At 74.5% G+C, this 19,072-nt stretch carries 15 protein-coding genes; 5 read left to right on the plus strand and 10 right to left on the minus strand.

Features of this window, described 5'->3' with window-relative positions; all coding sequences use genetic code 11:
• Positions 1-43: 43 nt before the first annotated feature.
• The 3 genes from BUE45_RS07230 to wecB all read right to left on the minus strand — a co-directional run bounded on the left by BUE45_RS07230 (position 44) and on the right by wecB (position 5,536).
• The gene (locus BUE45_RS07230) at positions 44-2,239 is read right to left on the minus strand and encodes a glycosyltransferase (protein WP_245832875.1); all 2,196 of its coding nucleotides are present in this window, start codon (positions 2,237-2,239) and stop codon (positions 44-46) included.
• 58 nt (positions 2,240-2,297) lie between these two features.
• Complete coding sequence (locus tag BUE45_RS07235; RefSeq protein WP_073376731.1) at positions 2,298-4,055, minus strand: hypothetical protein; 1,758 nt, start codon at positions 4,053-4,055, stop codon at positions 2,298-2,300.
• Between the two features lie 368 nt (positions 4,056-4,423).
• Positions 4,424-5,536: a non-hydrolyzing UDP-N-acetylglucosamine 2-epimerase gene (gene wecB / locus BUE45_RS07240; protein WP_073376733.1), complete on the minus strand. Its 1,113-nt coding sequence runs from the start codon at positions 5,534-5,536 to the stop codon at positions 4,424-4,426.
• Between the two features lie 283 nt (positions 5,537-5,819).
• Here wecB and BUE45_RS07245 point away from each other — a divergent pair, with 283 nt between their 5' ends.
• From BUE45_RS07245 to BUE45_RS07260, 4 genes are all read left to right on the plus strand, one after another.
• On the plus strand, positions 5,820-7,490 hold the full coding sequence (locus BUE45_RS07245) for a glycosyltransferase family 4 protein (RefSeq protein WP_178378488.1): 1,671 nt from the start codon (positions 5,820-5,822) through the stop codon (positions 7,488-7,490).
• 106 nt (positions 7,491-7,596) lie between these two features.
• A complete protein-coding gene (locus BUE45_RS07250) occupies positions 7,597-8,964 on the plus strand; it encodes a nucleotide sugar dehydrogenase (RefSeq protein ID WP_073376737.1) in 1,368 nt (455 codons plus the stop codon).
• 242 nt (positions 8,965-9,206) lie between these two features.
• Positions 9,207-10,379, plus strand: coding sequence for a glycosyltransferase family 4 protein (locus BUE45_RS07255; protein ID WP_073376739.1), 1,173 nt, complete (start codon positions 9,207-9,209; stop codon positions 10,377-10,379).
• 91 nt (positions 10,380-10,470) lie between these two features.
• Positions 10,471-11,073 carry a malonic semialdehyde reductase gene (locus tag BUE45_RS07260; RefSeq protein WP_073376741.1) on the plus strand — a complete coding sequence of 201 codons (603 nt, stop codon included), beginning with the start codon at positions 10,471-10,473 and terminating at the stop codon, positions 11,071-11,073.
• A gap of 81 nt (positions 11,074-11,154) precedes the next feature.
• Here the strand turns inward: BUE45_RS07260 and BUE45_RS07265 are convergent, their stop codons facing one another.
• The 6 genes from BUE45_RS07265 to BUE45_RS07290 all read right to left on the minus strand — a co-directional run bounded on the left by BUE45_RS07265 (position 11,155) and on the right by BUE45_RS07290 (position 16,917).
• Positions 11,155-12,834 carry a PP2C family protein-serine/threonine phosphatase gene (locus BUE45_RS07265; protein ID WP_073376743.1) on the minus strand — a complete coding sequence of 560 codons (1,680 nt, stop codon included), beginning with the start codon at positions 12,832-12,834 and terminating at the stop codon, positions 11,155-11,157.
• Positions 12,831-13,880 (minus strand): ATP-binding SpoIIE family protein phosphatase, encoded by a 1,050-nt coding sequence (locus BUE45_RS07270; RefSeq protein WP_073377408.1) that lies wholly within the window; start codon positions 13,878-13,880, stop codon positions 12,831-12,833. Before BUE45_RS07270 ends, BUE45_RS07265 begins: the two co-directional genes overlap by 4 nt.
• A complete protein-coding gene (locus BUE45_RS07275) occupies positions 13,880-14,323 on the minus strand; it encodes an anti-sigma regulatory factor (RefSeq protein WP_073376746.1) in 444 nt (147 codons plus the stop codon). Before BUE45_RS07275 ends, BUE45_RS07270 begins: the two co-directional genes overlap by 1 nt.
• Positions 14,320-14,715, minus strand: a complete 396-nt coding sequence (locus BUE45_RS07280; protein ID WP_073376748.1) for an STAS domain-containing protein — start codon at positions 14,713-14,715, stop codon at positions 14,320-14,322. Before BUE45_RS07280 ends, BUE45_RS07275 begins: the two co-directional genes overlap by 4 nt.
• Before the next feature lie 17 nt (positions 14,716-14,732).
• Positions 14,733-15,617, minus strand: a complete 885-nt coding sequence (locus tag BUE45_RS07285) for an STAS domain-containing protein (RefSeq protein ID WP_073376751.1) — start codon at positions 15,615-15,617, stop codon at positions 14,733-14,735.
• Positions 15,618-15,762: 145 nt separating this feature from the next.
• Positions 15,763-16,917, minus strand: coding sequence for a PP2C family protein-serine/threonine phosphatase (locus BUE45_RS07290; protein WP_245832877.1), 1,155 nt, complete (start codon positions 16,915-16,917; stop codon positions 15,763-15,765).
• A 202-nt stretch (positions 16,918-17,119) separates the two neighbouring features.
• Here BUE45_RS07290 and BUE45_RS07295 point away from each other — a divergent pair, with 202 nt between their 5' ends.
• Positions 17,120-17,584, plus strand: a complete 465-nt coding sequence (locus BUE45_RS07295; protein ID WP_245832878.1) for a MarR family winged helix-turn-helix transcriptional regulator — start codon at positions 17,120-17,122, stop codon at positions 17,582-17,584.
• A 608-nt stretch (positions 17,585-18,192) separates the two neighbouring features.
• Here the strand turns inward: BUE45_RS07295 and BUE45_RS07300 are convergent.
• The gene (locus BUE45_RS07300; RefSeq protein WP_178378489.1) at positions 18,193-19,023 is read right to left on the minus strand and encodes a glycosyltransferase; all 831 of its coding nucleotides are present in this window, start codon (positions 19,021-19,023) and stop codon (positions 18,193-18,195) included.
• Positions 19,024-19,072 lie beyond the last annotated feature (49 nt).

Here is a 19,072-nt window from a genome sequence, read left to right on the forward strand (position 1 = left end):
CCGGACGCCGGTGCGGGCCCGCCGCCCGGGCCCGCACCCGCTCTCAGGCCCCGGCCGGCACCGGCACCTTGCCCCGCACCACCAGGTCGGTCCACAGCGAGCGGACCCGGCCCAGGCTGTAGGCCCCGACCACCTCGGCGCGGGCGCGCCCGGCCTCCGAGGCGAAGCGCCCCTCGCTCACCGTCGCGTGGATCGCCTCGGCCATCGCCACCGCGTCGTCGTGGATCCAGTGCGGGTCGTAGATGGTGTCGGCCCCGGGCCAGGGCAGCAGCGCGGGCACGCCGCCCGAGGCGGCGCACTCGGCCGGCGCCAGGTGGAACGACTCGTCGTCGCTGGTGGAGAGCATGAACCCGACCCGCCGCAGCCAGGTGGCCACGTCCGGCCCGAACGGGTCGAACACCACCGCCCCGGCCAGGTCGCCGTCCCGCTGGATCCGCCGGTAGACGCGCTCGAAGTAGGCGCGCTCCTCCGGGCGGTTCCAGATCCACCAGTAGTCCCAGGGCTGCTTGGTCTTGACCGACATCGTGTAGCGCGGGTCCATGCGGCGCAGCTCCGCGAGCACGTCCAGGCCGCGGTCGAGCCGCTTGCGCGAGGGCGCGATGCCCACCATGCCCAGGGAGTACTCCGCCCCGGGGAGCTTGGGCCTGGCCAGCTGCTCGTCGTCCACCCAGTTGGGGACCACCACGACCTTGTCGGCGGGCCAGCCGGTGATCTCGCGGGTGAGGTCCGCGTAGTGCGGGCTGACGCACACGACCGCGTCGACCTTGTCGATGTCGAGCTTGCGCGGCCACTCCGCGTACAGCTCGAACCGGTGCAGCCGGACGATGAGCCGCTGGTCGGGCCGCTTCCACTTGGCGTAGAACAGGGCGTTGGGCCCGCACCACTCGCAGATGACCACGTCGGCCCACCCGGCCAGCTCCCGCGACCGGTACTGGTCGTGGGTGCCCAGGCCCTCCCACTCGTCCATACGCACGTCCAAGCCGGGCAGCGAGGACAGGTACTCGGCGAGCCGGGTGAAGAACTTCATGTCGTGACCGGCCACGACCACCTTGAGGGGGCGCTCGGCGTCCACCCCGGCGGGGGCGGGCGGCAGCGCCTCGGCGAGGTACCCGCGCAGGCGCCCGGCCGCGCGTTCGAGCGTGTGGTCCTCGGCCGCGGCCCGGCAGCGGGCGGCGGCCTCGGCGTACACGGAGCGGTCGTGGTAGGCGCGGGCGACCACCTCGGCCACCGAGTCCAGGTCGGCCCCGGCGAACAGCGGGTAGTCGGCGCCCAGCTTGGCCTCGTGCATGGGGGTGCGGTTGAGGACCACCGGCAGGCCCAGCGCGCCCAGCTCCAGGACCTTGGTGGACAGCTCCAGGCTGGCGTCCATCGACGGGTCCCGCCAGGACAGGCCGAAGTCGCACTCGGCGGAGGCGCGCAGGGCGTCCGCGCGCGCCATGCCGCCCCGCCAGTCCACACCCGGGGTGCCGTCCAGCGCCTTGCGCATGCGCTTGGACCAGTCGGCGGGGTCGGCGTGGACCTTGTCCCCGATCATCACCAGCTCGGCGTCCACGCCGCGGCGCTCCAGGGCGGCCGGGAGCCCGGTCATCTCCAGGGTGTTCCAGGCCGGGGCGAACTTGCCGGTGTAGGCCAGGCGGGCGCGGGCGTGCACCTGCCCGTCGGCGCGGGCGTCCCCGGGGACCACCACCACCGGCGGGAACAGCACGGAGCGGCCGCAGGCGGCGGGCACCGACGACTCCAGGAAGGCCCGCAGCTCCTCGGTCTGGCAGAGCAGGAACCGGGAGGCCAGGGCGATCTCGGTGAGCTCGGCGACGGCGGTGGCGGTGAACCCGTCCACCGCGTGCGGGAAGTCGGTGAGGTAGGTCCACAGCCGCCCGGCCAGGGTCTCCTCCTGGGCGGCCAGCCCGGCGAGCCGCCTGCCCCGCACGACCACGAGGTCGAACGGGGTCCGCTCGTGCCGGGAGACCAGCAGGGAGACGGCCTGCTCCGGTGTGAGGCCCCGCGGTCCGGCGTCCGGGACCAGCTTGTCCTCGTAGGGACGCAGCAGGCGGATGCCGGGGACGTCCGCGAGCGGCGCGACGAGCCGGTCGGTGCGCACCGGGGCCTTCAGCAGCAGGGTGACCTCGCATCCGGCGGCGGCCAGGGCCTGTGCCATCGACTGCGCCCAGATCGCTGAACCGTCGATGATGTTCAGGTCCACGTCCCCGTACAAGAGTGCGCGCGGAGGAGGTGTGCTCACGTTCTTCCCTTCGGATGCTTGCGGGTGGCCCGTACCGGGCGGTCATGGCGGCCGGGAGTCATCCGACGGCCCCGGTGGGGGCGTCCGCCGCGGTGTGGGCGGGCCCCTGGGCGTTGCCGTCGGTCCCGGTGCCGTGATCGGGCCCCAGGGCCAGGAGGCGGGTGCCTCGGCGGTTCCACTCCGCCGGGTTCCAGCCCCGCCGCACCAGGACGGTGCGGGCCAGCTCCGGAATCAGGGAGCTGACGAAAACGTACTGCTCGCCGGCCGGGCGGTCGAAGAGGCCGCGCCCGGCCGCCGCGGCGGCCGGGGCCGCGACGGTGCCGACGGCGTCGGCGTCGGAGCACTCCACGGCGCACACCAGGTCGGCCAGGCGGTCCGGCCCCATGCCGCCGGACCACAGGTGGGCCCAGGGCGCGGTGGCGCGGTCGGCCAGGACGGCCCAGCGGTCGGGGTTCAGCCCGCCGACGAGGCCGGCGCCGCCGTCGCCCCGGGTCAGCTCCTCGGGGGTGTCCGGGGTGCTGAACCGGGCGGCGCGGACGGTGACGCCCTCGGCGCGCAGGCGCTGGACGCCGGGCAGGCGGGCCGCGGTGTCGGGGACCACGACCTCGGCCGGGCGCAGGCGCGAGGCCAGCAGGGAGTCGGCCAGGTCCTCGGCGTCGGCCTCCCCCGCCGGGTCGGCCAGGACCGCGACGGCGCGGCCGCGCAGCGGCAGCTCGGGACCGGGCGTGCCGGGCGGGAAGTCCAGGCCGGAGAGGATCTCGGCGAGCCGGACCGGGGTGGCGTCGGCGAGGAAAACCTCGCGGAGCATGGTCCGCTGCTCGCCCGCGGTGGGCGCGGCGGCGCGCAGCCGGGGCACGGTGACGGCCAGGCCCTCGGTCTCCCCGGTCTCCTCGGCGACCCGGTCGTACGGGACGGCCCGGGTGCCGCAGGCCTGGGCGCGGCGGCTCAGCGCCTCGGTGCGCGGGCCGTGGGCGGGGACCACGGCGACGCGCGCGGCGCGCAGGGCCTCGGCCAGGCCGGGGGCGTCGGCGTCGACCGTTCCGGCGCCCAGGCCCGGGAGGAGCTCGGGGACCGGCCCGGCCGGGGTGTCGCGGACGAACACGGCCTCGGGGCCCTCGGCCAGGTCGGCGGCGACCGGGTTGAACAGGTGCAGGGGCACGCCCGCGTCACCGCGGTGGACACGGGTGAAGCCCAGGGCGCGCAGGCCGGGGGCGGTGGGAGCGTCGTCCAGGAGCACGGCGGGGATGCCCCGCGCGGCCGCGGACTCCAGCACCCAGTGCAGGGCCCGGGTGCGGTCGGCCGCGGCGGGGTCGCCGACGTGCGCCCACGGCGAGCCGGGGGCCGCGGCGGAGGCGGAGACCAGGACGAGGTCGACATCGACGCCGTCCATGACGATCTGGGCGTCGTGGGGCCGCAGCGGGACCGAGCGGATGTAGGGGTCCAGCGCGCACTGGACCTGCGGTCCCAGGACGGTGGCGGCGATGAGCAGGTCGGAGGCGCCGCCCGCGGCGCCGGCCAGCAGGCGGGCCTCCTGGCGATCGGCGTCGAAGGAGCGGACCGGCTCGGCGCCGGGGCGCCGCGGCTGCTGGGAGTGGCGGGTGGAACCGCTGCGCCGCCAGAGGCGGTAGAGGTCGCGCGGGAGACGGACCAGGGAACGGCCGGGCTTCTTGGCCGCGGCGGTGAGCGCGCGGCCCACCTGGAGCGACGTGGAGTCCTCCAGGGCCGCCAGGCGGGCGCGGGCCTCCTGGAGCTGGGCCTCGCGTTCGGCCAGGGCCTGCCTGAGCTGTTCGGTCTGGCTCTGTTCACGCCGTTTCACGGTCTGCCACCTTGCGTTCGGATCGGATCGGCGGAGCCGGGGTCCGCTTGCGGGCGCACCCCGTCGGATCGGGCCCCCCGCGGCGGGTGCCGGGGCGGGTCCGGATGCCCTTGCTGAGCCGTGTCGCGGGCTCGCGGGGCGCGGTCGGTGGTGTGTTCTGGTACGGCACGGCGTCTCACCTGCCCCTCTGTCGGGGAACGGTACCGCCGAAAGAGGGCGAAATGGTGTATTCGCCCATTTCATGCCGTGTCGCCCCTTGTGCGGGACGCCCGCCCGGGTTCCGCCGGGGAGCACCGCCGGAACCGGCCGCGTCGGCCGGCAGGCGGGGCCCGGGGGGTCTCCGGGGAGGGAGGGGAGGGGTCATGGGATCACCTGGTCCACTGGGTGAGGACCGCGGCGATCCGTTCGCCGGCGCGGCCGTCCCACAGGGGCGGGGTCGTGTCGAGGAGGGCCTCGGAGCCCTGGCCGTGCAGGACCTTGGTGACGGCCTGGAGCAGGTCGGCCTCGGTGACCAGGCGGTTGGTGCCGTGGGTGATGGTCACGGGCCGCTCGGTGTTGGGGCGCAGCGTCAGGCAGGGGATGCCCAGGACGGTGGTCTCCTCCTGCACGCCGCCCGAGTCGGTGACGACCGCCTCGGAGCCCCGCACCAGGGCCACGAAGTCGAGGTAGCCCAGGGGTTCGAGCAGGTGGACGCGGGGGTGGTCGCCCAGCCCGGCGCGCTCGAACGCGGCCTTGCCGCGCGGGTGGACCGGCATCACGACGTCGACGAGGTCGGCGATCTCGTGCAGGCGGGCGGCCAGCACGGCCGCCGTGTCGGGGTCGTCGACGTTGGCCGGGCGGTGCAGGGTGGCGGCGACGTACCGCTCGGGCAGGCCGAGCCGGGCGCGCAGGGCCTCGGCGTCGAACCGGTCGAGGTTGGCCAGCAGGGTGTCGATCATGGGGTTGCCGACCAGGTGGACCCGGTCCGGGGAGACGCCCTCGGCGGCCAGGTGGCCGATCGCCTCCGGGGAGGTGGCGAAGCACAGGTCGCTGAGCTGGTCGGTGACCCGGCGGTTGACCTCCTCCGGCATGGTGTTGTCGAAGGACCGCAGGCCCGCCTCCACGTGCACCACGGGGATGTGGAGCTTGGCGGCGACCAGGGCCGCGGCGACCGTGGAGTTCACGTCGCCGTACACGACGACCGCGCCGGGGCGCCGGGCGGTGAACTCCTGCTCCAGGCCGACCATGAGCGCCGCGGTCTGGGCCGCGTGCGAGCCCGACCCCACGCCCAGGTCGACGTCGGGGGTGGGCAGGCCCAGGTCGCGGAAGAACACCGCGGACATGCGGTCGTCGTAGTGCTGCCCGGTGTGCACCACCGCCTGGTGGGCGCCGCGCTCGCGCAGGGCGGAGACGACGGGGGCGGCCTTGACGAAGTTGGGCCGGGCACCGACGACGTGAACGATCGCGGTGTCCCGACTGCCCAGGGGGGCGCTCGCTGCCACGGCTCTCTGGTCTCCTTCTGTTCGTCGTCGGCCCCACCGGTTCCGGTGGGACCGTGGCGGCCCGGGGGGACGTTCCTCGCCGGGACGTCCCGTCCGTGTCGCCGTGGTGTCACCGCCCGGCCACATCCACATGGTTGGGTGACTGACCGTGCATGACATCCCTGTTTCCGAAGTGCCCCGTCCCCGGACCCGCAGGCTGCGGGCGGCGACGTTCACCGCCTCGACGGCCTGGCGCCACCTGCGCTCCGATCCCGCCCGCACGCCGCTGCTCGCGCTGCGGCTGATGCCGGGGCCGGTCCGGCGCGCCGCGCGCGGCGCGGCCGTCCGGGTGGGCGGGTCCGCCGGCGCCTACGCCCTGTGGGACGAGGGCCGCCGTGCCGAGGCCCGCGAGGCGGTCCTCGCCGCGGCGTCCGGCGCCGGACCCCGCACGCTGGGGCGCCTGGTGGCGGCCTGCCTGGCCGCCGGGGACGCCGGGACGGCGCGCGAACTGATCGAACGCCTTCCCCCGGGCCCGGTCCGCGACCGGGCCGTCCACCGGACGGACCTGGCCACGGGGCGGGCCGTCGCAGCGTCCCCGTCCCCGTCGCCCGTCCACCACGGGATCACGTTAACCCGCGATGCCCCAACGCGGCCCGAAGACACGGTGAACGCTCGGCGACCGGAAGCCGAGGCGGGTGAACGGCTCGCATCGCCCCCCGGTGGGGCGGTGGACGGATCGGGTGTGCGCGTCCTGCATCTGGTCACCAACGCGCTGCCGCACACCAACGCGGGATACACCCAGCGCACCCACCGGATCGCCGTCGCCCAGCGCGAGGCGGGCATGGACGTGCACGTGGTGAGCCGGGTCGGCCACCCCGTGGACAAGGGGAGCGGGGACGCGCGCACGCTGGTGCGCGTGGACGGGATCCCCTACCACCGGCTGCTGCCGTGGACGGCCCCGGCCAACCCCGAGGAGGAGCTGGCGGCGGGGCTGAGGCTCGCGTCCGAGCTGGTGGAACGGCTGCGCCCGAACGTGCTGCACGCGGCCAGCAACCACCGCAACGCCCGGCTGGCGCTCGCCCTGGGGCACCGGTTCGGCCTGCCCGTGGTGTACGAGGTGCGGGGGTTCCTGGAGGAGTCGTGGCTCTCGCGCGACCCGTCGCGGAGCGTGGACGACGCCTTCTACCGCTCGGAGCGGGCACGGGAGACGGAGTGCATGCTCGCCGCCGACCTGGTCGTGACCCTGGGCGAGGCCATGCGCGCCGACATCGAGGCGCGCGGCGTCCCGTCCGAGCGGCTGCTGGTGGTGCCCAACGCGGTGGACGAGTCGTTCCTGGAGCCGCTGCCCGCGGGGACCGCGGTGCGCGAGGAGTGGGGCATCGGCCCCGGGGAGTTCGTGGTCGGCACCACCACCAGCTGCTACGGCTACGAGGGGCTGGACACGCTGCTGGAGGCCGTGGCCCGCATGCGCGGGGCCGGCGAGGCCGCGCACGCCCTGGTCGTCGGCGACGGCCCCGAACTGGCGTCGCTGCGCGCCCGCGCCGCGGAGCTGGGGCTGGCGGGCGCGGCCCACTTCCCCGGCCGGGTCCCCGCGGGCCGGGTCCGCGAGCACCACGCCGCGATGGACGTGTTCGCCGTGCCACGGCGCGACGACCGCGTGTGCCGGGTGGTGACCCCGCTCAAACCCGTGGAGGCCATGGCCGGAAGGTTGCCGGTTGTGGCCAGTGATCTTCCGGCATTGCGAGAGATCGTGGAACCTGGAGTGACCGGAGAGTTAATTCCTCCGGGCGAATCGGCAGGTCTCGCAGATGTCCTGACAAAACTCGCCTACAGTCGTGAAAGGCGAGAGGCCTACGGTCTCGCAGGTCGCAGCCTTATCGGCGCGAACCGCACATGGACCGGGGCCGTTTACCGCTACGACCACGCGTACCGGGCCCTTATCCGGAAAATGTCCGAACCAGGCCAGATCCCGTGATCGCGGACAACAGCTATCTACACTCGAGCGTCCCGAACAGTGACGTTCCCGGCTGTCCTCGATGAAGTGCGCCCGTTCACGAAACGAATGCGAGTGTGACCACGAAGTGGATGCCGCAAACTCCAACCCAGCACCTGCACCCGAGCAGTCCCCCGCGGCGACCGGCGATCTCGTCATCATCGGTCTCGGCTACGTCGGCCTGCCCTTGGCCGCCGAGGCCAGCGCCGCAGGCCTGAAGGTCACCGGCCTCGACGTGAACGAGCGCGTCGTCCAGGGCCTCAACGGCGGGGCGTCGCACGTGGACGACCTGTCCGAAGCGGACGTGCGCGCCATGCTGGAGCGCGGGTTCACGGCGAGCACCGACCCGTCGGTCCTGGCCACCGCCCGCACCATCGTCATCTGCGTTCCCACGCCGCTGTCGCCCGAGGGCGGCCCCGACCTGGGCGCGGTCACCGCCGCCGCCGGGTCGATCGCCGCGCACCTGAGCCCCGGCACCCTGGTGATCCTGGAGTCGACCACCTACCCGGGCACCACCGACGAGGTCGTGCGGCCCCTCCTGGAGGAGTCCGGCCTGGTCGCCGGCGCCGACTTCCACCTGGCGTTCTCGCCCGAGCGGATCGACCCGGGCAACCCGACCTTCGGCGTGGCCAACACCCCCAAGGTCGTGGGCGGCCTGACGCCCGAGTGCGGCGAGGCGGCGGCCGAGTTCTACGGCCGGTTCGTGAACTCCGTCGTGCGGGCGCGGGGCACCCGCGAGGCCGAGATGGCCAAGCTGCTGGAGAACACCTACCGGCACGTCAACATCGCCCTGGTCAACGAGATGGCCATCTTCTGCCAGGAGCTGGGCGTCGACCTGTGGGACTCGATCGCGGCGGCGGCCACCAAGCCGTTCGGCTTCCAGGCGTTCTACCCCGGTCCGGGCGTGGGCGGCCACTGCATTCCGATCGACCCGAACTACCTGTCGTACAAGGTCAAGACCCTGGGGTACCCGTTCCGGTTCGTGGAGCTGGCCCAGGAGATCAACGGCCGGATGCCGTCCTACGTCATCCAGCGCGCGCAGGAGCTGCTCAACGAGTCCGGGCTGGCCCTGTCGCGGTCCAAGGTCCTGGTCCTGGGCGTGACCTACAAGGCCGACATCGCCGACCAGCGCGAGTCCCCGGCCCGCCCGGTGGCGCGCAAGCTGCTCGCCAAGGGCGCCACCCTCACCTACCACGACCCGCACGTCGAGTCCTGGCAGGTGGACGGCGAGGACATCGAGCGCTCCACCGACCTGGACCGGGCGCTGGCCGAGGCCGACCTGACGATCCTGCTCACCGACCACTCCGAGTACCGGCCCAAGCGGCTGGAGGAGTACGCGCGGCTGCTGCTGGACACCCGCGGCGTGCTGCGCCGCACCCCGCGGGGCGAGGACCCCGCGGTGGTGCCCGCCCAGGGCCGCCGGTACACCCAGCGCGAGGGGATCCAGGTCCTCTAGAGCAGCGGCAACGGGCTCCACGACCGGGGGCGCGCCGTCCCGGACACCTTGTGTCCGACGGCGCGCCCTCGTGTGTTCATCCGGAGTCGCACCAAGGTTCACCGGTTGAACCCCCGGCGTCCACCCCGCCGACCTTTGCGTGTTTCCGCAGGTGAATACCGTGTCGCACAGCCGGTACCGCTGCCCAAAAGCGGATCATCTTCTCAAGATGCGCCATACCGGCGACCCAGGTAGGTGATGTGATGCACGCGCTTGTGGCCACGGTGGTCCACCACCCGGAGGACGCCCGGATCCTGCACCGGCAGATCCGCGCCCTGCTGGACGCAGGGCACACGGTGACCTATGTCGCACCCTTCCGCGAGTGCGGCGTGACGCCCTGGAGCGAGCTGCGCTCGGTCGACGTACCGCGCGCCTCGGGCCGGGAGCGGCTGTCCGCCCTGCGCGCGGCGCGGGCCGTGCTCGCCGAGCAGGCGCCCCGGGCCGACCTGCTGCTCTTCCACGACCCCGAACTCCTGATGGCGCTGCCCTCCGAGCGCCCGGTGACCGTGTGGGACGTGCACGAGGACACCGCGGCCTCCATCCTCACCAAGCCGTGGGTGCCCCGGCCGGCCCGCCGCCCGCTGGGGATGCTGGTGCGGTCCCTGGAGCGCCGGGCCGAGCGGCGGATGAGGCTGCTGCTCGCCGAGGAGGGGTACCGCTCCCGCTTCCGGCGCGAGCACCCCGTGGTCCCCAACACCACCGAGGTCCCCGAGGCCCCGGCCCGCCCGCCGGGCGACGACCGGGTCGTGTACCTGGGGCACGTGTCGCTGGCCCGGGGCGCCCGGGAGATGGTCGAGCTGGGGCGGCTGCTGCGCCCGCACGGCGTCCGGCTGGAGATCATCGGCGGCGCCGACACGGGGGTGCGGCCGATGCTGCGCGAGGCCCAGCAGGAGGACGCGCTGACCTGGTACGGGTTCGTGCCCAACGACCGGGCGCTGCGGATGTGCGCGGGGGCGATGGCGGGCGTCAGCCTGCTGCACGACACCCCCAACTACCGGCACTCGATGCCGACCAAGGTCGTGGAGTACATGGCGCACGGGCTGCCGGTGGTCACGTCGCCGAGCCCGGTGGCGGCCCGGCTGGTGACCGAGCGGCCCGAGGGCCCCGCCGGCCTGGTGGTCCCGTTCCGGGACCCGTCGGCGACCGCGGAGGCGGTGCTGCGCCTGCGCGCGGACGAGGGCCTGCGGACCCGGCTGGCGCGGACCGGCCACCACATCGCGCAGACCTCCTACCACTGGCCCGTGCAGGCCCGCGCGTTCGTCAAGCAGCTGGAGCAGTGGGTGGACGAGGCGGGGGGTCCGGCGCCGCGGATACCCCGCCAGCGCAGTGACGAGCGCGCTCCGGCGAGTGAGGGCGACCACACTTACCTGGCCTAGGAAATATCTTCCCAGGCAGAGAGGTTGGGTGCGGGTGTACCCGATCCGCGGTGTTCCCGCTGATCACACCCGCGACCGACCGAGGACGGCCATGTCCCAGCTGCTACTCGACAAGAACGCCCAGGACCTCCTGTTCCGGGCCGCCCGTACCGCGAACGCGTTCACGGACGAGCCGGTGACGGAGGAGCAGCTCGCGGAGGTCTACGAGCTGGTGAAGTACGGGCCCACCGCGATGAACCTCCAGTCGCTGCGCGTCACCGCGGTCCGGTCGGCCGCGGCCCGCGAGCGCCTGGTCCCGCACATGTCGGGCTCCAACGGGCCCAAGACCGCGACGGCCCCGCTGACGCTCGTCCTGTCGGCGGACACCGAATTCCACCTGCACTTCCCGACGACCTTCCCGGTCCTGCCGGGTGCCCGCGAGAACTTCGCGGGGATGCCCGTGGAGGCCCGGGAGGACACGGCGGTCAAGAACGCCTTCCTACAGATCGCCTACCTCATCGTGGGCGTGCGCGCGGCGGGCCTGGCCGCCGGTCCGATGACCGGATTCGACGCCGAGGGCGTGCGCGCGGAGTTCTTCGGGGAGGACTCGCCGCTGCGCCCGCTCGTGGTGATGAACATCGGCCGTCCCGGCCCGGACGCCTGGTTCGACCGCCTGCCCCGCCTGGAGCGGGAGGCCGTCGTCACCGAGATCTGATCCCGCGGCCCCCGGCCGGTCCGCCACCCGGCCGGGGGCGGCGCGAGGGGCCCCCGCCCGCGCGGGGGCCCCTCGGCGTTCTCAGCGGTGCCCGGGGCCGTCCCCGGCCGGCCCCTCCGAGGCGACGAACACCAGCAGGCAGACGTCGTCGTCGCTGTCCTGCTGCGTGATCATCGCGTCGAGCAGCCCGTCGGCCGCCGCGTCCGGCCCGCCCTCCCCCGCCGGGAGGCCGGAGAAGCACTTCACCAGGCGGCCGATGCCGTCGTCGATGGACTCGCCCCGGCGCTCCACGAGGCCGTCGCTGTACAGCAGCAGCGCGGCACCCGGCGGCAGCGAGACGGTGGTGTCGGTGTGGGCGGGGTCGATCGGCAGCCCCAGCATTCCGCCGGGGAGCAGGTCGACGGTCCGCACCGTGCCGTCCGCGTCGCGCCACAGCGGCGGCGGGTGGCCCGCCCCCGCGAGCGTGACCTCCGGGTGCCCCGGCCGGAAGCGCACGATGACGGCCGTGGCGAAGAGGTCGGGCTCCAGGTGGCCGAGCAGGCGGTGCAGGCGCGCGAGCAGGGCCGCGGGGCGGTGCTCCTCCAGGGCGTAGGCGCGCAGGGCCGTACGGAGCTGCCCCATCATGACCGCGGCCTGGATTCCGTGCCCGGTCACGTCTCCGACGACCCCGATGAACTCGCCGTTCCCCAGGGGGAAGACGTCGTACCAGTCCCCGCCCACGTTCATGCCCCGGGCGGCGGGCAGGTAGCGGGCGGTCAGCTCCATGCCGGGGGTCCGCGGCAGCCGGGTGAGCATCGCCCGCTGGAGGGTGGCGGCCACGTCTCGCTCGTGCTCGAAGCGGCGGGCGTTGTCCACGGCCACGGCGATCCGCCGGGCCAGTTCGGTCAGGAGCAGCTCGTCGTCGCCGAGGGCCCGCGGGCGGTACAGCTCCAGGACGCCCAGCACCGAGGACCCCGAGACCAGGGGCAGGCACGACCGGCCGTCCCCGTGGACGGGCCCGCTCGCGGCGACGGCGGCCCGCACGGCGGACGGCGGGGTGTCGTCCCCGTCGGCGGCGCCGTCGGCCCGCCCCAGCCCGCCGCCTTCGAGGAGGGCCCACACCCGGACCCCGTCGGCGAAGTCCGGCACCATGAGCTCGCGAACGAGGGCGAAGAGCTCCCGCTGGTCGAGGGTGGCCATGAGGTGCGCGCTCGCCGCGGACAGGAAGGTGAGGCGGCTGCGCGCGGTCTCCGCCTCGTCCCGGGCGGCCCGCGCCGCGGCCAGGGCCCGCCGCTGCTCGTCGCCGGCCTGGGCGAGTTCGGCGTGCAGGGCGAGCACGCCCTGGTTGGTCTCCTCCAGCTCGGTCTGGTGCCATTTCAGCTCTCGGGCCCGCTCCGCCGCCAGCGAGGCCATGCGGCCGGCGCGCGAGGACACGCGCAGCAGCTCCTCCGCGAGCGTGCGGGTGTCCACGTCGGGCCTGTGGAGTGCGAGGGCGTCCGGGTCCACGGGGGCGGGAAGCTCCAGCTCGCCGATCCAGCGGTCGGCCCCGGAGCCGTCCCGGACCGTGGCCCGGACGACGGTCCCGGCCGCGTCGGGCTCCACGACCAGCTTGGCGGCGCCGGACCCGGCCTCGGCCAGGACCCGGTCGGTGACGGCGTCGAGGAAGCCGAGGCCGGCCTCGTCCGCGACGCCCGCGGCGTCGAGCAGGTGGGCCGCGGCGGTGCGTGCCAGCGCCGCGTCCACCGTCCCGCGCACGGGTATCTCGATGCGGCTGCGTCTCATCGGGGTGCTCCGTCCGGTCGGGCGGTGTGGGTGACCACGGCGACCGCGGTGTCGTCGCGCAGGGGGCGGGCGGCGCTGCCCGCGTCGCGGAACACGACGGAGGCGGTGACCGCCGCGTCGCGTGCGCCGAGCCGTTCGATCCCGTCCGGGGACCAGCGGCTCGGCAGTCCGTCGGTGTGCAGCACCAGCATGTCGCCCGGCTCCCACCCGTGGCGCTCGGGCAGGAGCGTGCGCAGGGCGAAGGCCCCGACGATCCCGGGTTGGGACGCCAGGGACCGCCAGCTCCCCCCGCGGTACAGCCGGGCGCCGATGTTCCCGACCCCGCAGAAGGTGAGCAGCCGGCGGGACTCGTCGATGTCCGCGACGGCCACGGCCGCCCCGCGGCTGCGGCGCAGGACCTCGTGCATGCCGCGCAGGAGCGCCTCGGGGGTGTCCCCGCCCCGGCCCAGCACGAAGCGGGACGCCAGCTCGGACGCCTGGGAGGCGGCGGCGCCGTGGCCGAGCCCGTCCGCCATCATCACGGTCCGCCTGCCCCGGTCGTTGCGGAAGGCGAGGGCGTCCCCGGACAGGCGGGCACCGTCCAGGGGCGCGTGCAGCCCGCCCACCGGGGCGGGACCGGCGAACAGCTCCCGGTGCTCCGGGCGGGCGAAGCGGGCCACCGCCACCGTGCCCCGGCCGGGGGTGCTCTGGAGGTCGAAGAAGTCGGCGGCGCGCCGGCAGGCGCCGAGCCCGGCGCCCAGGGAGTCGGCGGAGGAGGTGAAGCCGTCGCCCAGGGCGCGCGGCACGTCCGCGATCCCCGGTCCGTGGTCCAGCGCCACGATCTGGAGTGCCCGGGCGGAGCCCCAGGGCTCGCCCACCGCCTCCGCCACGAACCGGCCGCCCCCGGCGTAGCGGCACATGTTGGTGGCCAGCTCGGAGGCGGCGAGGACCGCGGCGTCGGTGCGGACCGGCCCCAGCCCGAGGCCGAGCGCGGCCTCCGAGACGACCCGGGCGGCGTCGCGGATCCGGGTCGTGTCGGTGACGAGGACCTCCCAGACCTGGGTCATCAGGCCCCGAAACCCGCGGGCCGGGACACGGCCCACGAGGCGATGGTGACCCTGGCCCCGCCGCCCGGCGCCTGCTCGATCCCGAACTCCTGCACCAGGCGCTTGGCCCCGCCGAGCCCCATACCGAGCCCGTTCGCCGTGGAGAAGCCGTCCTGGAGTGCGCGCTCGACGTCGGGGATGCCCGGGCCCGAGTCGGTGAAGCTCACCCTCAGCCCGGGGCCGCTCGGACCCTCCAGCCGCACGACCTCCACCTCTCCCCCGCCTCCGTGCAGCAGGGTGTTGCGGGCCAGCTCGCTGGCGGCCGTGACGATCTTGGTCTGCTGGACCAGGCCGAACCCCAGCTCGCGGGCGAGCGCGCGCACCTGGTGGCGCACCGCCGTCAGGTCGCCGTCCCCGCGGATCGGCAGGCGGACGGCCTCCGCGCGTTCCGGCACGGACGTCATGCTCCCCACTCCTCCCGCCCACCGGTGCGGGCGATGGAGACCCCGAATCCCGCGGCGGCCTCCGTGACCGTGCGGGCGGTGTCCAGCCCCGGCAGGGTGAGTCCGAGTTCGACCAGGGTGATGGCCACCGCCGGGCGCATGCCGACCAGGACGGTCCTGGCGGCCAGCAGCCGGGACGAGGCGGCCACCTCGGCCAGAACCCGGGCCAGGAAGGAGTCCACCATCTCCAGGGCGCTGATGTCGATGATGAGGCCGCGCGACCCGGTGCTCGCGACCGCGTTCGTCACGTCCTCCTGGAGGGCGACGGCGGCGTCGTCGGGCAGTTCTCCCTGGATGCTGACCAGGAGCAGGCCGCCGAGGTCCAGGACCGGGATGGAAGAGGGATTCGTCATGTCTCCTGTCACCCTTCTCACCCGAGGGGGCGGGGGTCCCGGTCCCGCCGTCCGCGCTGGTCCATCGCCCACTCCAGGGCGTCGGCGAGGGTGGCCCGGGTCGTCACGTGGCCCAGGTCCAGCCCCAGCTGGACGATGGTCTGGGCGATGGCGGGGCGGATGCCCGAGATCACGCACTCGGCGCCCATGAGGCGGGCGGAGGCCACGGTCTTCATCAGGTGCTGGGCCACCAGGGAGTCCACGGTGGGGACCCCGGTGATGTCCAGGATGGCGACGGTGGCGTTGTGCTCGACGATCGCCTCAAGCAGGTTCTCCATGACGACCTGGCTGCGCGCGCTGTCGAGCATCCCGATCAGGGGGACCGCGACGAGGCGGTCCCAGAGCTTGATCACCGGGGTCGTCATCTCCAGGAGCTGCTGGCGCTGGCGCAGCACGACCTCCTGGTTCTCCTGGAGCATCGTCTCCACGACGACCACGCGCAGCGTCCCGAAGAGCGTGGCGAGCGGGAGCCGCAGGTCGTCCCCGCCCCGCTCGTCCTGCCCGGCCTGGTCGAGCGGGAGCATGTCCAGGACCGCGTCGCGCAGGGCCCCGAACTCGCGGTCGACCTGGGCGAGGGAGAGCCCCGAGCGCGACCGGGACCCCGACATGGCGATCAGCTGCCGGCGGACCGGGAGGAAGCCCGCGGCCTCCAGGTCGTCCAGGCGCCCGCCGGCCGCCACGTCGGCGAGGCTGGCGACCACGGCGTGGGAGGCCTCCACCGCCTCGTCCCGGGTGACGGTGAACACAGCCTGGAACAGCGGCAGGTCGGCCCACCGCTGGGCGATCTGCTCCGAGCGCCGGCGCAGGAACGCCGACAGCGCGTCGGGCGACGACAGGCCGGAGTCGGGCGGTCCGTCGGTCATGGGTCTCCTCTTGCTCAGGGGCTCTGCGCCCCCTCGTGGAATCCGTTCGATTGTCGCCCGACAAGTATCCCCCGGTTCGGGGGCCGCGGGCACGGGGAGGGGGGAACCGTGGCCGAGGGGAGATACGGCGCGCGGTCAGGACCCCTCACGGGCGCCCCCTCCAGTCCAGGCAGACGACCAGGGCGTCGTCCTCCGCCTGCCGCCCTCCCTGGTACTCGACGAGGTGGCGCAGCACCTCCTCCGGGACCGAGGCCCCCGGGAGCAGCCGGGTGCCGAGGATGGCGCGGGCCAGGGCGCGGTCGCCGAAGGCCTCCCGGCCGTTCGTGTTGAGCGTGTCGAAGACCCCGTCGCTGGCGAACACGAGGCGGTCCCCCGGCTCGACCTGGAAGTGCTGGGCGACGTACACGGTGTCCTCGGCCATGCCGAGCGGCAACTGGGCCTCGAAGGGCATGTGGGTCACCCGGTCGTCGCGCAGGAGGTAGAGCCGCGGCGACCCGGCGTCCACCACGTCGACCCTCCCGGTGCCGGGGTCGAACCCCAGCAGGAGGGAGTCCACGTGGCGCTCGCCGCGGTGGCGGTCGTAGACCGCCTTGTCCGCGAGGGCCGCCTGGTCGGCCAGGGAGACGCCGCCGCGCCGCGCGTTGCGCAGGGCGTTGACGGCCAGATTCGTGAGCAGCGAGGCCTCGATGCCCTCGCCCATGCCGTTGGTGATGCCGAGTTCCAGGCGGTCGGGCATCACCGCCCAGTCGAAGTTGTCGCCGCGGACGTCGTAGGCGGGTTCGAGCTGGGCGCCGATGGTGTACTCGGGGCACTCGTAGCCGCGCCCCGGGAGCAGGTCCCACTGCATCTCCGCCGCCAGGGTGAGCCGCTCGCGGCGGCGGACCGAGCGGTAGAGGTCGGTGTCGCGCGCGGCGACGAGCAGTTCGTGCCCCAGGGCCTCGGCGGCGTCGACGAGGTCGGCCAGGATGCCGCGCACGCGCGTCCCGGGGCCGGTCGTGACCGTGAGCACCCCCAGGCGGTCGCCGCGCGCGGAGACGGGCAGGTGCACGGCGCAGCTCCCGTCCTGCGCGGTCTCCTCCACGAACGCCTCCTGGGATCCGAAGACGCGGCCCGGGACGGTGTTGAAGGCGGAGTGGCCGTGCCCCTCCCACCCGGGCCGGTCTCCGACCGGGCACAGGGTCTTGAGCCCGTAGTCCGCGAGGTAGAGCTCGGCGGACACGACGTCGTGCTCCTGCGCGAGCACGGTGCGCACGGCCTCCATGAGCCGGTGCGGTTCGGCCCTCCGGAGCGCGCGCGCCATGTCCTGCGTTCTGTTCACTGTGGTCGACCTGCGTTTTCTGTACTGCGCCCGGAGGTCGGTGCGGTGCCGCCGACGGGCGCGGTGGGGGACGTTCCGTTATGGTCGTAGAGATACCCGATGCCCGTTCACAAGTGGGCAGGGCTCACCGAGGCGATTGTTGCGAGAGTGGAAAGTGAGTTCTGAAGCGCAGGGGGAAGACGCGGTGGAGACCGCCGCTGCGGCCTCGGCCGCCGCCGAACTGATGGAAGTCCTCTGGGGACGGGGCCGCGAAGTGGACTCCTCGCCCGTGTCCGCGTCACAGCTCAAGGTCCTCTTCGTTCTGGACGGCGAGGACGGTGTCAACCTGCGTACCTTGACCGAGCGCCTGGGTTCCACCCCTCCGTCCGTGAGCAGACTGTGCGACCGCCTGGAGGCGGTGGGCTTCGTGAAGAGGACGGCGAGCCCGAGCAGCCGCCGGGAACTGCGCCTGTGGCTGAGCGAGAGCGGGCGTGCCTTCCTCCGGGATCTGCGGTCCCGCAGGGAGGCGGAGTTCCAGGCGGTGATCGCCCGCATGCCCCCGCGAAAGCGGGCGATGCTCATGGAAGGGCTCATGTCCTTCCGCGAGGCGGCGCACCGTTCCGACCGGGAGTCCGAGGACTCCGGGCGACCCGACGTCCGGACCGCCTGACACGGGGCCGGCCGGCGGGACCGAAGGGAAGGACTCCGCTCCCCCGCGCCACCGGGGAGCACCGCGGCCGGGGCCGCGTCCCGATCCATACAATGCCCACAAGCTCAACTATTGTCAAGCGACAACAATTGTCTTTGTGTCGGTTTTGCGCCCGAAGGGCCCCGGTCCGCTTGGTTCGTGGCTCTTCGACGGGTTCGACGGGGCGCGGAGCCGCCCGGCGGGGCGGGCCCGGACAGGCCGGCCCCCGCGGGTGCACCGGGCCTGCGGGCCCGGGGCGGGGCGCGGCGGACACGGGGGGCGACGGCACCCGGGCAGGGAAACGGACCGGACCCGCGGCCGGAACAGGGCGGCGGACCGGCGAACCCGGGGGCGACGACGCCCGGGACCGGGGGCCGGACGAGAAGGCGGACCGGACCCGCGGCCGGAACAGGGGGCGGCCCGGCGGACACGGGGGCGGACGGCGCCCGGGACCGGGACGCCCGAACGAGGACACGGGCCGGGCACGCAGCGGGAACAGGGCGGACCGGGGTGCCCCGAGCAAGGCTCCGGAAGGCGTGGAGGGGCGCTGCGTCCGCGGACGCAGCGCCCCTCCACGGGTGGTGTACGGGTCAGATGACGGGGGGCCGGCCGGCGCGGGTCATGCGCCAGGCGGTGGACCACCGGATCGGGGTGCGCGGCCCGGGGTCCTCGCGCCAGCCCTCGCGGAACCCGGCGAACCAGGACTTCAGGGAGGCGCGGTCGCGCTCGCGGAGCAGGGTCATGGCCACCCACGTGCCGAGGTAGGCGAAGGCCAGCACCCAGGGCAGGTTGCGGCGGGCGAGCCAGACCCGGTTGCGGGCGTTGAGCCGGTAGAAGTTCTCGTGCCGGGTCGGGGCGACCGCCGGGTGGTACATGACCGCGTCGGCGTCGTACTCGATGGTGTACCCGGCGTCCATGATCCGCCAGGCGAGGTCGGTCTCCTCGTGGGCGTAGAAGAAGTCGCCCGGCAGGCCGCCGCCCGCCTCGAACGCGGTGCGGCGGATCGCGCACGCGCCGCCCAGGAAGGTGGTGACCACACTGGAGCGGCGGGAGTCCCCCACCCGCAGCCGCGGCACGTGCCGCCGCTGGTCCGGGCCGCCGTCCGGGTCGGCGATGCGGAAGGACAGCGCGCCCAGGGACGGCTCCTCGGCGAAGCGCTCGCGCACGTGGCGCGCCAGGTCGGTGGAGCGGTACCACCCGTCGTCGTCCAGGAAGAGGACCACGTCCCCGCTGGTGGCGCGCACCCCGTGGTTGCGGCCCTCGGGGATGCCCACGTTCTCCGGCAGGCGGACGGTGGCCACGCCCTCGGGCAGCTCGGGCAGGTCGGCGCCGTTGCCCACGACGACGATCTCGACGTCGGCGCCCTCCTGCTCGAACACGCTGGTGATGGCGCGGCGCAGCTCGGCGGGGCGGTTGCCCATGGTGAGCAGAACGCAGGAGAGGGTGGGCTTGCTGGCACCGGACACCTGG

Origin of the sequence: Nocardiopsis flavescens, assembly GCF_900141985.1 — a bacterium.
Taxonomy (GTDB): Bacteria; Actinomycetota; Actinomycetes; order Streptosporangiales; family Streptosporangiaceae; genus Nocardiopsis; species Nocardiopsis flavescens.